Origin of the sequence: Phormidesmis priestleyi BC1401 (assembly GCF_001650195.1) — a bacterium.
In the GTDB taxonomy this organism is placed as follows: domain Bacteria; phylum Cyanobacteriota; class Cyanobacteriia; order Leptolyngbyales; family Leptolyngbyaceae; genus Phormidesmis_A; species Phormidesmis_A priestleyi_B.
On the sequence record NZ_LXYR01000024.1, the window covers coordinates 61885 to 76379 of the forward strand.

13 protein-coding genes are annotated in these 14495 nt (G+C 50.6%); 5 read left to right on the forward strand and 8 right to left on the reverse strand.

What is annotated here, in order from left to right:
- Window positions 1–14: 14 nt before the first annotated feature.
- Window positions 15–926 carry an ADP-ribosylglycohydrolase family protein gene (locus tag A8707_RS14060; RefSeq protein ID WP_068817878.1) on the reverse strand — a complete coding sequence of 304 codons (912 nt, stop codon included), beginning with the start codon at window positions 924–926 and terminating at the stop codon, window positions 15–17.
- A gap of 233 nt (window positions 927–1159) precedes the next feature.
- On the opposite strand from A8707_RS14060, the gene A8707_RS14065 reads away from it, so the two are divergent.
- Window positions 1160–1879, forward strand: coding sequence for a peptidoglycan-binding domain-containing protein (locus A8707_RS14065; RefSeq protein WP_068817879.1), 720 nt, complete (start codon window positions 1160–1162; stop codon window positions 1877–1879).
- Window positions 1880–2318: 439 nt separating this feature from the next.
- On the opposite strand, the gene A8707_RS14070 is transcribed toward A8707_RS14065, so the two are convergent.
- Window positions 2319–3203, reverse strand: a complete 885-nt coding sequence (locus tag A8707_RS14070; protein ID WP_068817880.1) for a tRNA (5-methylaminomethyl-2-thiouridine)(34)-methyltransferase MnmD — start codon at window positions 3201–3203, stop codon at window positions 2319–2321.
- An 18-nt stretch (window positions 3204–3221) separates the two neighbouring features.
- Between A8707_RS14070 and A8707_RS14075 the strand changes: the two genes are divergently transcribed.
- Window positions 3222–4043 carry a sulfurtransferase gene (locus A8707_RS14075; RefSeq protein WP_068817881.1) on the forward strand — a complete coding sequence of 274 codons (822 nt, stop codon included), beginning with the start codon at window positions 3222–3224 and terminating at the stop codon, window positions 4041–4043.
- On the opposite strand, the gene A8707_RS14080 is transcribed toward A8707_RS14075, so the two are convergent.
- The 3 genes from A8707_RS14080 to psbP all read right to left on the reverse strand — a co-directional run bounded on the left by A8707_RS14080 (window position 4033) and on the right by psbP (window position 6461).
- Window positions 4033–5130 carry a serine/threonine-protein kinase gene (locus A8707_RS14080; RefSeq protein ID WP_068817882.1) on the reverse strand — a complete coding sequence of 366 codons (1098 nt, stop codon included), beginning with the start codon at window positions 5128–5130 and terminating at the stop codon, window positions 4033–4035. The two genes, A8707_RS14075 and A8707_RS14080, sit on opposite strands and share 11 nt — an antisense overlap.
- Window positions 5131–5237: 107 nt before the next feature.
- On the reverse strand, window positions 5238–5906 hold the full coding sequence (locus A8707_RS14085; RefSeq protein WP_068817883.1) for a Maf family protein: 669 nt from the start codon (window positions 5904–5906) through the stop codon (window positions 5238–5240).
- 9 nt (window positions 5907–5915) lie between these two features.
- Window positions 5916–6461, reverse strand: coding sequence for a photosystem II reaction center PsbP (gene psbP, locus A8707_RS14090; RefSeq protein WP_068817884.1), 546 nt, complete (start codon window positions 6459–6461; stop codon window positions 5916–5918).
- Window positions 6462–6900: 439 nt separating this feature from the next.
- Here psbP and A8707_RS14095 point away from each other — a divergent pair, with 439 nt between their 5' ends.
- The 3 genes from A8707_RS14095 to glyQ all read left to right on the forward strand — a co-directional run bounded on the left by A8707_RS14095 (window position 6901) and on the right by glyQ (window position 9942).
- Window positions 6901–7506 carry a DUF3038 domain-containing protein gene (locus A8707_RS14095; protein WP_197484768.1) on the forward strand — a complete coding sequence of 202 codons (606 nt, stop codon included), beginning with the start codon at window positions 6901–6903 and terminating at the stop codon, window positions 7504–7506.
- Window positions 7503–8969, forward strand: coding sequence for a DUF4335 domain-containing protein (locus A8707_RS14100; protein ID WP_068817886.1), 1467 nt, complete (start codon window positions 7503–7505; stop codon window positions 8967–8969). The genes A8707_RS14095 and A8707_RS14100 overlap by 4 nt, the downstream gene beginning before the upstream one ends.
- Before the next feature lie 85 nt (window positions 8970–9054).
- Window positions 9055–9942, forward strand: coding sequence for a glycine--tRNA ligase subunit alpha (glyQ, locus tag A8707_RS14105; RefSeq protein ID WP_068817887.1), 888 nt, complete (start codon window positions 9055–9057; stop codon window positions 9940–9942).
- 310 nt (window positions 9943–10252) lie between these two features.
- Here the strand turns inward: glyQ and A8707_RS14110 are convergent, their stop codons facing one another.
- The 3 genes from A8707_RS14110 to A8707_RS14120 form a co-directional block, all read right to left on the reverse strand.
- Window positions 10253–11506 (reverse strand): dihydrolipoamide acetyltransferase family protein, encoded by a 1254-nt coding sequence (locus tag A8707_RS14110; RefSeq protein ID WP_414858403.1) that lies wholly within the window; start codon window positions 11504–11506, stop codon window positions 10253–10255.
- A 266-nt stretch (window positions 11507–11772) separates the two neighbouring features.
- A complete protein-coding gene (locus A8707_RS14115; protein WP_068817889.1) occupies window positions 11773–12222 on the reverse strand; it encodes a YlqD family protein in 450 nt (149 codons plus the stop codon).
- A 61-nt stretch (window positions 12223–12283) separates the two neighbouring features.
- Complete coding sequence (locus A8707_RS14120; RefSeq protein ID WP_197484769.1) at window positions 12284–14185, reverse strand: AMP-binding protein; 1902 nt, start codon at window positions 14183–14185, stop codon at window positions 12284–12286.
- Window positions 14186–14495: the final 310 nt, after the last annotated feature.

Below are 14495 nucleotides of genomic sequence, written 5' to 3' on the forward strand. Positions count from 1 at the left end.
TCTGTTTTTTAGGGTTACATCGCCTTTCGGATGACTTGAGGAGCCGCGATCGCGGGAAGAAGTTGCCCAAATTCGTTTGAAGAAGTCAGAGGATCATAAACACCAGCCCAGCCTGCAAGTAATCGATTTGCCAGATCTAATTCAGATTGAGTCGTCATTTCTTGCGAAGGGGTTTCCCAGGAGTCGATCGCAAACTGCCACTCGATCGGAATGCCACTCATGCTGTTAAACGCTCCCGATAATGCCCCCGTGATTGCACAAATGACGGACGATCGAGCACCCGTTTGGGCACTTCTCAGCAAGGCTAACCGCAGATCATGTGGAGTGCTCAAGAAACAATAAAGCGCCAGCCCAACGTCTGGATTAACCTCTTGGCTGATCAAAGTTGTTAACGCTGTTTCCAATCCTGCTTGCTCGTCGAGGAGCCTCTGAACTCGCTGGAGCTGCTGAGTGGTCGTCGTTTCCTCCATTTCACTCAAGGATTTGAGATGAGTGATCACGGTGGGAATCAGCGTCAGCGGATCGAGCTTTTCTTGCAGGACAGCGGCGATCGTGCAGCCCACGGCAAACAATTCTGACTGCACAATTGCGGGGTTTTTCCAACCCGCCGCGTGCTCTAAGTTTTGCCACAGTTTTAGCCGATCTTCGTGAAAAAATAGAGCTACGGGCAAGAGCGCAATCACTGCCTCTGCGGTCGTTTGGGGAGTCGGTTGCTTAGAAAGGTCAACGGTCTCGAATCGGTTGTGATGAATCAACTGCTGAGTGTAGAAACGAGTCAACGGTGCCCATTGCAGTTTGGGCAGAGACTTTTTGGAGACAGAACCCAATTTTAGAGACGGATTCTTTTGATGCTGAAGTCCGATCGCTTCTCCTAAAACTGCCCCCAATAGAGTTGCCTGAAACCGATTGAGAAGCGCGTGCTGCATGATTTTGGTGTGCCTACTCTCTGAACGAATGCGGTAATTTAGATAACACAAATGACGATCGCAGCTTCTCTCAATGTTCCGAGCTTGAGGTAAACTCAATCAGCAGTCAGGATTAGATACGATCGTCAGATATAGCATCGTTGGTCTCATTTCTTTAAAATTTTCCCCATATTTAGCTTTAGTATGGTTCTATTTAAAGCCACAATCTACAATTTTGCTAAGGGTCAAGTCTCATGGATAGATGCCTGATCAAAGCCTCAAAAGCCCGTAATGTCTCACGTTGGTGGGTTTGTTTCAGCACCTTGAGTTTTCTATGTCTGAGTAGTGCGTCTACTCAAATCGCTGCCAGCGCCGAGAGCCGTGCTTTAACCATATCGCAAGCTCCTGCCCCTGAGCGTCTCAATCCCATTCCTGCAAGTGAGGGAACAGGTCGAGCGATTCTGCGATCGGGCAGTCGGGGCGCAGATGTCAATGAGCTTCAAGCCACCTTGAGACTGTTAGGGTTCTATGATGGCGCAGTAGATGGCTTTTTTGAAGAAACGACCGTCGCGGCAGTTGGGCGTTTTCAAGAAGCGGCTGGATTGAGCAAAGACGGCGTGGTCGGACCTGCCACTTGGGAGCGGTTGTTTCCACCCAATCCGGTTGAGATCGCTCCGACTCCGACCGTTCAGCCTGCTGCACCCGCTGTGAAACCGCGAGAAACGGCTCCTGCCAAGTCAACGCCTCAGGCGGCTCCGACTTCTGCCGCATTTCCAATTCTCAGAAAAGGAATTACGGGTGATGCCGTGAGAGGCTTGCAAGAACGGCTGCGATCGCTGGGCTTGTTTGACGGCTCGATCGACGGGGTGTTTGGCGAAGTCACCGAGACAGCAGTAAAGGCGGCTCAACGCAAATATCGACTTGATCCCGATGGCATTGTTGGACCCGGAACTTGGAGCGCACTGCTCCGCTAAAACGGGCGTTTGTAGACGATTATTTCGTCTGATTAACTGATATAAACTTCGTGAAACAATTCCGCTCTAGTCTTGATTTGAGTGCTAACTTGAGTATAGGCACAAAGGAAGCAAGGCGCTTCTCTAAACCCCTCGATTAAAGTCTGTGTCTCCTGCTTTAATCCTCTCGCAGAGCCTGATCCTATTCATCACGATCTCGAAATTATTAGTTTTAGGTTGTCTCATTTCACTTCAGATTTTAATCACTGAGACATCAAAACCTAACTAAAAGTGCAGCCTGAATTGGTTGAGAGCCTGATCATTAAGCAGCGCTATTGCGAAACCAAGTCCACCTTATTTTTGGTTCATTGAATCAGTTATCACAAAATCAATCGACTGCTCTTAAAGGGTTTAGCCATGTTCCGCTAGACCCTTTAACATTTTGAGGATTCTCTCGCGGTTAAATCAGGGTCAGCCAACGCTTTTTCCAGTGAGAGGTCGGCTCTAGGGATGAGATTTTCCACTCCTCTTGACGACGCTGAAGGATTGTTTCTGCTGAATCATTCAACGCTCGATCGCGATAAGGAACTGCCGCGCGAGTCAGCAAATGCTCTTGTTGACGAGGCGAAAGAGCGGGTAAGTCGATCGAAGCAGACTGTTTGCAAGCCACCGTTCCCGTCGATCGTCGCCCCACCGGATTCGTCGAGCCAATCTTCAACTCAGCCGCTATCAAAGCAGTGCGAACTGCGGCAGAACATGAATAAGTGGTGAGTCTGCCATCCGGTTTTAGGTGACGGGCAACCAAAGTCAGAAATTCAACCGTCCATAGCTGAGGGCAATGAGGCGGAGAAAACGGATCGAGAAACACGGCATCAAATGGCGCTTGCTTTAGCTGCTGAAGCGTGTGACGAGCATCTCCTAATAATAGTTGAGCTTTGAAATGCGGCGCTTGAACGCGGAACGTCTGCGCTAACTCTGCAAGAACTTGCTGAATTTTGGGATGCCAACCGTCGAGGAGATGGTAAGCGATCGCCGCCTGCGCCACTGTCTGATCAATCTCCAATCCAATCACGTCAACCTGACAGTTTGGATTAACCCGCCAAATTGCCTCTAATGCCGCCGCCGTGTTGTAACCGAGTCCGTAACAGATATCGAGCAGTCTCACATTGGGACGGGTTGCCTTCTCGATCAGGTTGGTCGGCTCAACAAACTTGCAGATGGCTTCTTGACGCGCCCCATGCTGACTGTGAAAGGCTTCTCCATAGTCGGTTGAGAAAAAAGTGAAAGAGCCATCAGCCGTTGACTCTGGTGTAAACAACATCGATCTAAAATAATTGGGCAGCATTATTTTGAGTGTAGATCAATGGTTGACCCGTCTCCGATCGTTTCAGCAGATTGGTTGCAGCAGCATTTAGACGATCCGCAGGTGCTGATCGTAGACTGTCGTTTTTCGCTGATAGAGCCAGAGTTAGGTCACCAGCAGTATGAGACAGGACATATTCCGGGAGCCTATTATTTGGATCTAAATCGGGATTTGTCGAGTCTGATCGGTCAACATGGAGGACGGCACCCGCTGCCCAACGTCGAAGAGTTAGCGGCAAAACTTTCAAAAATCGGGATCACCGAGTCAACTCAGGTGATTGTTTATGACGATTCTCGCTTTGCGTTTGCGGCTCGTCTGTGGTGGCTGTTGAGATATTTAGGACACGATCGGGTCGCCATCCTCAACGGTGGGTTCAAAAACTGGCAAGCTGCTGGATATTCTGTAACGACTGTGAAGCCCGATCTCAAAGCAGGACAGTTTATTCCCCGTCTGCGATCGCAGTGGCTTGTAGACATCGACGCGGTGAAAGCCCGGAAAGATTTGCCCAATATTGCGTTAGTCGATTCTCGTGAGGGAGAGCGCTATCGGGGAGAAAAAGAGCCGATCGACCCGATCGCGGGGCACATTCCGGGAGCCGTGAATTATCCCTGGCAAGACGTGACGGATGCAAATGGCTTTGTTCGGTCTGAAGAGCAGCCCGATCGCTGGTCAACCCTGCAATCAGCGGATGAGATTTTAGTGTATTGCGGGTCGGGCGTGACTGCGTGTGTGAATTTGCTATCACTGGCGATCGCGGGCATCGACACCGGAAAACTGTATGCAGGAAGCTGGAGTGACTGGTGTTCTCATCTCAACCCGTAAAACTGTCATCAGATAACAATGGAGACGTATCTTGAATCGTGCGTCTTTCTTGCAAACGGGCTTGCCAGTCTCGAATTGCGATCGCCGTCCGAACCAGGGGAGAGATCACCTCTCGCGATCTGCTAGACCGACTAGGACTGATTGCAGATACAGACAGCGGATGGTTGCTCATACATGGGAGCAAATGATCGAGATATGGCTCTAACGCCAGCGTTCGCAGCACCTCTTCGGCTGACCGATAGCGATCGCAGGGAGACACCCGCAGCATCTTGTCTAACACGCGCCCGAAGTGATCGCTAACCCGCACCAAGTCGCGCCATTTGATCTCGCCCGTCCTCAAGTCATATTCAAACTCGATCGGGGCTTTGCCCGTCAGCAGATAGAGGCAGGTGACACCCACCGCATAAATATCACTGGCATAGACCGGACGCAACGAAAGCTGCTCTGGTGGAGCAAACCCGATCGTGCCGACAAACTGCGTCGAGGTGCGAATGCCAGAATGATCGACGATCGCAATTCGCTCTTTGACGGCTCCAAAATCGATCAGCACCAGTCGCCCGTCATCTTTGCAGCGCAATAGATTAGGCGGCTTGATGTCGCGATGAATCACCCTGTTTTTATGCACATAGCGCAGCAGAGGCAACAACTCCTGCAAAAACGCTTTGACCTTCTCTTCAGAAAAGGTGCCCAATCGCCGCACTTCTTTCGTTAAAGTCGAGCCACGAACATATTCTTGGATCAAATAAAAGTCGCCATTGGTCTCAAAATAGTTCAGCAATTGCGGAATTTGAGAATGGCTTCCGAGCTGACCCAGAGATTTTGCTTCTTGCTCAAATCGCTGACGAGCTTTTTGCAGAGCGGCGACATCCTGCACCTTAGGGCACAACTGCTTAATCACGCAGAGAGGGCTTCCGGGCAACCCACGATCGCGCGCCAAAAAGGTGACTCCAAATCCGCCTCTTCCTAACAATTTACGAATCTCATAACGATCGTGAAATAGCTGTTGAGAACCGCAAATTTGCCCTAAATGAGTTTGATTAAGAACATCCGATCGAAAATGAGTGAGATTCGTGGGTGAACAATCCATTGCGGTCAGTCAGACGAGAAGAACTCCAGGTTGCTCTAGTCTAAAGAGGATTCTGGCGAGATGACGAAATCTTTAAAGTTCACCTTTTTGGGATGCCTCCTCAACGATCATTTTTTCCAAAAGTCAATCACGTCGTATCCCACTTCAGCCATCATTCTTCTCAAGAGAGGCATACTCAACCCGATCACATTCGTGTGACAGCCCTCTATTTTTTCAACCAACCAACTGCCGCGCCCTTCTAGCGCAAAACAGCCTGCACACACGAGCGGTTCGCCTGTCGCCACATAAGCTTCGATCTGACGATCGCTAACCTCTGCAAAAAAGACTCGCGTCACCTGGGCACGCACCAGCGTTGCAGAGGGCATGAGCATCCCTTGTTCTGAGTAGGGAACGAGCAGCGCGTGACCTGTATAGAGTTCGCCCACCTGACCGCGCATCTGCTGCCAGCGGGCGATCGCGTCTGCCGCGTTTGCAGGTTTCCCATAAATTTCGCCGTTTAGAGACAACACCGAGTCACAGCCTAAAATTAGCCCCGGTGTGCGAGAAAACAGTCGACCGTAGCCGACTAGCTGCAAATCGCCTCGGTTTTCCCAGAGCGATCGCATCGTCGCTAAGGCTTTTTGCTCTGCCAACACGTTGACCAACTCAGCCGGATCTGTGAGTTGCACTTGAGATTCGTCAAAATCACTGGGATGCGCGATCGGATCGATGCCTGCCTGTTGCAGCAGCCGTTTTCGAGCCGGAGAAGCAGACGCGAGAACAAAGGGAAGGCTCATAGAATCGGATTATCCGTCAACTGAGAAGGACTTCGCCGCCGTGGTCAGCAGATCTTTCATCCTGTCCCATCGCTCTTCTGACGTAGAGGCATTAAACGTATAAAGCTTGCCCCGATAGACGATCGCACTGGCGATGTTGTGCCGCTCCTGGTTTTCGGGCAGCTTGACCAAATATTCGAGCAAATAATAGGTCTGATCGCCGACTTCACGTTCTTCTGCGTTGACTAATTCTGCGGTGCGCCCAGAGTCAGGAGGCGCGATCGCGCTTTTGCCCAACTTATAGCCCACTTCGCTCGGTGTTCCTAAATCGCTGAGGGTTTTTTGCCCCTGAGTCGGATTGATCACCACGCTGACGTTTTCGGTCGGCTTGATAATGTCATGAAAAACCACATCAGGACCGTTGGCAACCTTCACCTCTGCCCAGCCATTAGGGTAGAGAAACCGATATCCATCGGTGCTATCTGCATAGCTTTTCAAGCCACCCACCCCCGACACACAGCCCTGCAAACTCAGACTAAATACCACCAACACCAGCGCGACTAATCGTTTGAGCATTTCTCTAATATTCCTATCAACTCGGCTGAGAGCAGAGCAAAGTCTCTAACTTCCCTAGTGAACTCAACTATTTATTGTCCCATTTCTTGGGATCAGTCAATGCTGCATGGATTCAGACAATTAAGATTTCAGCATAGGGATTGAAGAGATCGTAGGATTTAAGACTGGGCTGATTTGCTGAAAGTCGGATAGACTGAAATGTTGCTAGCAGTGCCAAGTCGGGTGAGGAAATTACACCCTAACCGCCCTGGTAGACGATCTGTTTCCTGAGGCACTCTACAGACAAATTGTAGGAACGTTTTAATGCCAGATTATTTCTGTTGCTACAGTGGCAAAAGAGCCGACGATGAATGCGTCTTAGGGTCACGCCTATGCGTTTCATCAAATCACCGTTAACCGACCACACCTCGCAATTGGAATAAGTGTTTCTGTGAGCGTAATGCAGTTAAATAGCCCACCCGCCCCAACCATCCCGCTGATTTTAGACGGTTTGCCCGATCCCTCCGTCCCGGAAGGTGTTTGCCCTCGACGAGCACGATTGCAGATTGACTTGCTGCTGTTGGCGATCGAAGCCCTCGATCTGGGCGGTTCAGAAGCGATCTTGTCTACAGCCGATGATCTAGACCTGCGGGGAATTATCAAAAATCGGGTGGTTCTCTGGCGCTTACGCAGCACCAATCCGTTTAGGCGCTATAGTCAACGTCGCCCCCTGACGCTGATTGAGGCAAAAGCTCTGGTCGTGATCACCTGCTACTTAGCGCGTCGTTTAACCGTGCTGGTGCGGCAGTTGCTTTTGGCACAGCAGCAGCTCAACGAAAAGCAGCTATCTGCCGAGCATCATTTTCGCCTGTCAGAATATTTAGAGCGATTTCGTGCCCATTTTCGCGGTCGGATGAATGCCCGACGTGCCGGGGTGATGGTGTATAGCTCTGACGAAAAGCTCGATGAACTGGCACTTGATTTGCTGGCTCAGTTGCTGTTTTGCACGGGCACATCAGGAATGCAGCGCTTATGGATCAGTTTGTTTGACGGAGAAGTAGGATGACCATCCAACGCCAATATAGTTTGCCCAATTGCACTCTGGTTTTGGAGGGTTTAGCCGATGCGATCGCGGCTCCTCAATCTGAGATGCGCCCTGTAATGTCGCTGCTGATTAACGCAGAGTGCTATCTGCCAGGGCAAGAGAAGCCTCTAGCAGGAGGACGAGAATTTTTTGAAAGCCTGGTGACCGCCGTTAGTTTGTACGCCCAGGAATTTTTGAGTGGGATTCATCTGCCGCGCCACACCTACAGCGATCAGCCATCATTTGTGACGTTAGAGCGGCTGGATCGCATTCATCACCGCCTCACCGTTGAGCCAAGCGCCGACCACACAACAACCACTGCTCAAAAAGTTGATTTGAGCACTGTGCAGCTTTTTGACTTGGTGGAAGCGATCGACCAATTTGTTGCTGATACGCAAACACTGCCCTTCTGGTCACTCAATTTAGCGCCCGTCTCAAAACGCTATGCGTTTGCGCGTGAGCCGTTGGCAAAGCAGGCAGTTCCGGCGGCGATCGGGCTGTCGAGTTTGGCACTGGCAGCGATCGCCTTTTTCATGATTCCTACGCCGAAGGTCAACAAGCCTACGTGTCTCACGGCTGGAGAATGTCCAACGTCAGCCTCTCCGCAAGCAACCGGAAGTCCTGCTCTCAGTCCTTCATCGCCAAATGCGCAGGCATCAGCTTCACCGAGTCCGAGTCAGTTGGCTGAACCCGATTTGGCACAGCTTGAGAAAACGCTGAACACGACTCCTGCGATCACCGACCCGCAGGAACTCGATCGACTCCGGCAACGGCTTTATGACCAGATTAATGACAAATGGAAGCCTCAAACCAACCCGGCTCAAGATTTAACCTATCGAGTTGGAGTGGGGAAAGATGGCGCGATCGTGGGCTATAAACCCGAAAGTCCGGGTGCGCTCGAAAATGTGAAACAAACGCCCCTGCTAAATTTGCTGTACATCCCAGCCGCCGGAAGTGCGCCATCACAAGAGCCGATCGGACAATTTAAAGTCGCCTTCACCTCGCAAGGAAAACTAGTAGTCAGCCCGTGGGAAACCGCATCGGAGTCACCTAGCCCATCTGCTGCATCACCCAGTCCAGATGCTTCGCCTAGCCCAACTGCCTCCTTGAGTGGGTCTTCGACCGCTCCCGCGGAGATCACAGAGCAATCACAGCTAGAGGCGTTGCAGCCTAAACTCTATGACCAGCTTGACCAAAACTGGAAAGGCAGCCCTCCGTTTGACAAAGACGTGCGGTTTAAGGTGAGAGTCAAGACAGATGGCACGATCGTGGGCTATGAAGCCACTAACCAATTTGCAGCCGACCACGTTCAATTTACACCACTGGCTCAGTTAGCCAAACCAGCCGACCCAAACGGAACCCCTGCTGAATCTCTGGCTTCCTTTAAAGTGGTCTTTAAGCCGAGTGGCGCATTGCAGGTTAACCCGTGGTATGGGCGACGATAAAAAGGCGTAAGCGGCTAGATCCGCTAGTGTGTTTTTCCTCTCAGCACCCAAGTGCCTGAGCTTCTAAACCTATGAGGAGATCCTTGTGAATTTTCAGACGGTGATTGCGACGCTGCATCAGTTTTGGAGCGATCGAGGCTGCTTAATCGCTCAACCTTATGACACCGAGAAAGGGGCAGGAACCAAAAGCCCGCACACGTTTTTGAGGGCGATCGGACCTGAGCCGTGGTCGGTGGCGTATGTCGAGCCGTGCCGTCGTCCGGGAGATGGGCGCTATGGCGAGAACCCGAATCGCTATCAGTATTACTATCAATATCAGGTGTTGATTAAGCCGTCGCCCGATAATATTCAAGAAATCTATCTAGATTCTTTGAGAGCGTTGGGAATTCGACCAGAGGATCATGATATCCGGTTTGTTGAAGACAACTGGGAAGATGCCGCCGTGGGCGCATGGGGCGTGGGCTGGGAAGTTTGGCTAGACGGGATGGAGGTGACGCAATTCACCTATTTTCAGCAGTGCGGCGGAATTGATTGCCGCCCGGTGTCGATCGAGATCACGTATGGTCTAGAGCGACTGACGATGTATCTGCAAGGCGTGGACGCGATCGCCAAGATTCAATGGAACGATTCTTTAACCTATGGCGATGTTCACCTCCAAGGCGAGATCGAGCAATCGACCTATAACTTTGAGGCATCAAATCCTGAGTTGCTGTTTAACTTATTTGGGCTTTATGAACAGGAGGCGGGACAGTTGATTGAGCGATCGCTCGTTCTGCCTGCCCTAGACTATGTGCTGAAGTGTTCGCACACCTTCAATTTGCTAGATGCAAGAGGCGTAATTTCGGTGACAGAGCGGACGCGCTATATCGGCAGAATTCGCACAATGGCGCGGCAAGTGGCACACCTCTATCTAAAGCAGCGTGAGGAGCTTGGGTTTCCGCTCCTAAAGAAAGAAAAGGTTGGTGCAGTTTGATTCGTAAGGGCAACGATCGCTCGAATCAGTCCTGTAGCGAGACGCAAAATGTTACGTCTCGCTACAGCTATTAGGATTTGAAATTGAGGATAGCTTAGATCTTGCACCAGTCTTTTCACTGCGATGGTGTCCCGCCCGTGAATAGAATTCCGGGCTAGCCTTGCGAAGTCCGTTGAAACGGACTGAATGCCTCAAAGCCTCTTCCAGTCCCTTCAGTGGACTTCGCACGGTTAGACCGTGATTTTTAATCACGGGCGGGTAAATGCTAGCAACGAGGGAGTTTTAATCTGGTGCAAAATGTGAGATAGCCTTACATCGTCAAAGATTGTGAATTTGTCTCAATTAACTTCGCTAAGTCTTTCAAGAAAGCGGCTGCATGAGCACCGTAGATGATTCGATGATCGCAGGTGATGTTGACTTTCATTTGCCGACGCACACCCAACATTCCATCATTGGTGGCAACGACTTGGGGGCGAGATGCCCCGATCGCTAAAATCGACCCTTGCCCCGGCGGTAAAATTGCGTCAAACATCTCGACACCAAACATTCCCAAGTTAGAGATGGTGAAGGTTCCAGAGTTATATTCTTCAGGCTGTAGCTGTTTAGAACGAGCACGATCGACCAAATCTTTCCAGTTGCGCGATAAAGAATAAATATCAACCTGATCAGCGTTTTGCAACACCGGAGTGATCAGTCCGCCATCATCCATTGCGACCGCAACTGCAATGTTAATTGCAGCGTTATGGCGAGTCCCTTGATCGACATAGCTCGCATAGAGCAGCGGATGTTTTTTCAACGTGAGTGCAACTGCTTTTGCCAACAGGGCAGTCATCGTCACCCCTTTAGATTTAAGCTGCTTAGAGAGGCTGTCTAACTCATCGGTTGTAATGGTGTAAGCGACGTGGTAGGTGGGCACCTCTAAGCTGGTGAGCATATTTCGGACGACCGCACTTTGCAGCGTGGTCATCGGCGTAATCTGCCCCGGCACTGAGGGAAGTGGGGCGGGTTTTGCGGAGGTTTTGGGGGTGACAACTGGGGCGATCGGAGCTACAGCGGGAGCGATCGGAGTCACAACCGCAGCTTTCCCGGCGGCAACTTCGACATCTTCTGCCACAATTCGCCCGTGAGGACCACTGCCTTGCAGCGTGGCGAGGTCGATTTTCAAATCTTTTGCTAGCTTGCGTGCGCGAGGAGACACCACAACCCGTCCGTTTTGTCGAGGGGCAGCATCGCCATTGGTCACGCCCGCTTCTGCTTGCACGGCGACGGCTTCTTGTCGAGCAGTCGTCGTTGCGGCAACAGGGGCAGACACCGCCGCAGGTTGAGCAGATCCCACGCTCTGCTTGGCGGCTTCAATTTCTGCCTCGGTTTCTGCAAGCAGCGCGATCGCCGAACCCACTGGGGCAGATTCTCCGGCTAGGGTGACAATGACTGCCAGATAGCCCTCATAAAAAGACTCGACATCCATGTCGGCTTTATCAGACTCAACCACCACGACGGTTTCGCCTTTTTCTACCTTATCGCCCGGAGATTTGACCCAGGAAACAATCTTTCCTTCGGTCATAGTGGAACTGAGAGCAGGCATGAAAATTTCGTTAATCATTGCGGTGATATCTGGGTCAGCGAGAAGTTTGGGGTTTGCCGTTGGTCGGGGTAAATGCCTAGCAGCCGACGAAATTCTGTCACCAGAACTTGCACATCAAATCTTATCGGATTCACACCCGAATCTCAACGAATATAGTTCAAAAGATTTGGGGTGAAGTCTTCGAGCGGTCGCTGCGGTTGCAGAGATTTTTCCCCGAATGCTTCACCCAGACGAGGGTGGATTTGCTAAACGTCGCCTCGAATTTCTTCGACAATGCCGTCTCGGAGAAGAATTTCAACTTGCATCTTCTCGATCAGATTGTCACCCGGCTCAATGCGAAAGGTGCTGTTGACCTGCCCTTGAGTGACTTCTTGATTGAGTTCTAACATTTGCACTTGCTGAAGCTGCTGGAGAAGCTGATTTTTTTGCTCTAACAGCTCACTTTTGCGTTGGTTAAATTGAGTCTTGACCCCTTCAATTTGTTGAGAAGCTTCAGGTCCGGGTGGTTGAATCGTTTGCCGCTGCATCTCAGAAACGACCTGCTGCAATTGCATTTCTAGCTGCTGCAACTGGTTATCAATCTGATTGAGCTGTGACTGAAGTTGTTGCTGCGCTTCTTCCTTCCAACGAGAGGTCACGATCGCTTTGATGTTGACATTTCGCTGCAATAACAAATGAGATTTTGAGTCGTCCATAAATGCTGTATTCAGAGAAGGTTAAGAGAGGGCAACTAGCGATTGGAGAACGATCTACGCATCAATCGAACATCTCGTTAATCATACCCTGGTAGCGATCCATCACGACATTGCGACGAACTTTTAGGGTTTGGGTGAGCAAATTATTCTCGATCGTAAACGGTTCTGACAGCAGACGAAAGGTGCCAATCCGATCGTCAGGACGATATCCCGGACGCTCCTTCACCAATCGAGTCAACTCTTGCCGAAACAAGTCTTGAATCGGTCGGCTATTGAGATCAAGCGTTGGCGAAGAGTGAGCAAACGCCGATTTTTCTAGAGTTTCTAGATTGGGAACAATCAACGCTCCTAACACTTTTTGATCTTGCCCTACCACCATAATTTGATCGATATAAGGACTCCGCAAACAGGCATTTTCGATCGGCTGTGGCTCAATGTTCTCGCCGTTGGTGAGGACGATCGTATCTTTGGCACGTCCGGTAATAATCAAATTGTTGTCGGCGGTCACCATGCCCAAATCGCCAGAGTCAAACCAGCCGTCAGCATCGATCGCGGCTGCCGTCGCTGTGGGATTGTTGTAATAACCCTGCATCACCTGCGGACCGCGAATCAACACCAGTCCACGCTGCCCAACCGGAAGGGGTTTGCGGGTTTCAAAATCCACAATTTGAATCTCGGTGCCCGGAAGCGGCTCACCGTCTGCCCCGCGAATATTTCGCCACGGACGACGCACATTCGTGATCGGCGAAGTCTCCGTCAATCCATAGCCGCCGAGAATTTCGATGCCGACGATTTCAAAAAAGTCTTCTAAGTAATCTGCGATCGAGCCTCCGCCGCTGACAACAAACACTAAGTTGCCGCCTAGCCCATCTCTGACTTTTTGATAGACGAGTTTATCTCCAAGCTGATGAGCGATCGAGAGCGCAGACATTTGCAGCGTTGCTGCGAGCCGTTCTAAAGCTGAAGGATTGGGACGATCGAGGTTCATTCCCTTCGCAGTTCGGCGTGCCACCACAAATCGATGACTGGCATCCAGCAAAAAATTCACCAGCTTTTGTTTATTGGCAGGCTGCTCTCTAAATTGTTTTTGAATACCTTCATAAATTGATTCCCAAAGGCGGGGAACGCCCACCATATAGTGCGGTTGATAATCTTTAAGATCTTTTTTAACGTGACGAATCGTGGTGTAAATCTGCGTACAGCCATTCGAGAAAATAAAATATTCAAATGCCCGTTCATAAGCGTGCCAAATCGGGAGAATGCTGAGAACCTTTTCTCCTGCTTGCGGCTCCACTACGGCATAGGCACCCGTGACTTGAGACAGCAAATTTCCGTGAGACAGCATCACCCCTTTGGGAGTTCCGCCCGTGCCGGACGTATACATCAACGTGGCAAGGGTTTGACGAGTTTGATGCACAGGCTGAAGCGAATAATGGGCACCCAGTTCTAAGACCTGCAAGAAATTGAGGATTTTTAGCGTCTCGTCAGCCGATGCTGCCTCATCCGATAGCAAAATCACAAACTGAATCGGTAGATCATTCAAGCTCGATCGCAGTTTGTTCAGCAGGTCTAAATCTTGGAGAATCAGCGCGATCGCGCCACTATTTTTGAGAATAAACAGCAATTCTTTGGGGTCTGCCTGCGAGCCGCGAACCACATCGACTGCGCCCGATCGCATGGCACCTTGATCTGCCACGATCCATCGAGGGCTGTTGTCTGAAAACAACGCAATGCGAGGGGGAATCGCATCTGTCTCTTCCTGAATGCCTAAACTCTGCAACCCGGCTGCGAACTGCTGTATCTTCTGATACAAATCTGCATACGTTATTTTGACTTCGGGCTTGGCGTGAGGGTCATAAACCGCCACCACATTGGCAAAACGTTGAGCCGCGATCGTCCACACCTCAGGCAGCGACTCAACGGATTCATACTCTGAAGGACGGTGCATAGCAGAACGGTTCATTGCAAATACCTCCTGAAATCTATTAACCATTATTTCTCAAGTTTCTCACACTCCCATTTCACCCTAACTTTTTGACAGAGCAGACAAGATTCTAAGCAGACAGAAGGAATTTCGTCTACCCATGAATATCTCTCGATCGCTTTGAGATTCTGCTGGCGGGTTGCTTCATCATTCCGTCCAAAAGCACTTAAAGACTAGACCTCCTGCGCGAATGCTATAGCCGTTGCCAGTTAGGTTAGGACATACTATAGAAGTTGAGACCCTCAAATGAGCGATGCCAGCCCCCTACAGCGATGACCTCCGACAAAAA

Bases quoted from the DNA above. Each gene is read 5' to 3' on its own strand.
- A8707_RS14060 (WP_068817878.1), bottom strand. From the start codon at position 926: ATGCAGCACGCGCTTCTCAATCGGTTTCAGGCAACTCTATTGGGGGCA.
- A8707_RS14065 (WP_068817879.1), top strand. From the start codon at position 1,160: ATGGATAGATGCCTGATCAAAGCCTCAAAAGCCCGTAATGTCTCACGT.
- A8707_RS14070 (WP_068817880.1), bottom strand. From the start codon at position 3,203: ATGCTGCCCAATTATTTTAGATCGATGTTGTTTACACCAGAGTCAACG.
- A8707_RS14075 (WP_068817881.1), top strand. From the start codon at position 3,222: ATGGTTGACCCGTCTCCGATCGTTTCAGCAGATTGGTTGCAGCAGCAT.
- A8707_RS14080 (WP_068817882.1), bottom strand. From the start codon at position 5,130: ATGGATTGTTCACCCACGAATCTCACTCATTTTCGATCGGATGTTCTT.
- A8707_RS14085 (WP_068817883.1), bottom strand. From the start codon at position 5,906: ATGAGCCTTCCCTTTGTTCTCGCGTCTGCTTCTCCGGCTCGAAAACGG.
- psbP (WP_068817884.1), bottom strand. From the start codon at position 6,461: ATGCTCAAACGATTAGTCGCGCTGGTGTTGGTGGTATTTAGTCTGAGT.
- A8707_RS14095 (WP_197484768.1), top strand. From the start codon at position 6,901: ATGCAGTTAAATAGCCCACCCGCCCCAACCATCCCGCTGATTTTAGAC.
- A8707_RS14100 (WP_068817886.1), top strand. From the start codon at position 7,503: ATGACCATCCAACGCCAATATAGTTTGCCCAATTGCACTCTGGTTTTG.
- A8707_RS14110 (WP_414858403.1), bottom strand. From the start codon at position 11,506: ATGACCGAAGGAAAGATTGTTTCCTGGGTCAAATCTCCGGGCGATAAG.
- A8707_RS14115 (WP_068817889.1), bottom strand. From the start codon at position 12,222: ATGGACGACTCAAAATCTCATTTGTTATTGCAGCGAAATGTCAACATC.
- A8707_RS14120 (WP_197484769.1), bottom strand. From the start codon at position 14,185: ATGAACCGTTCTGCTATGCACCGTCCTTCAGAGTATGAATCCGTTGAG.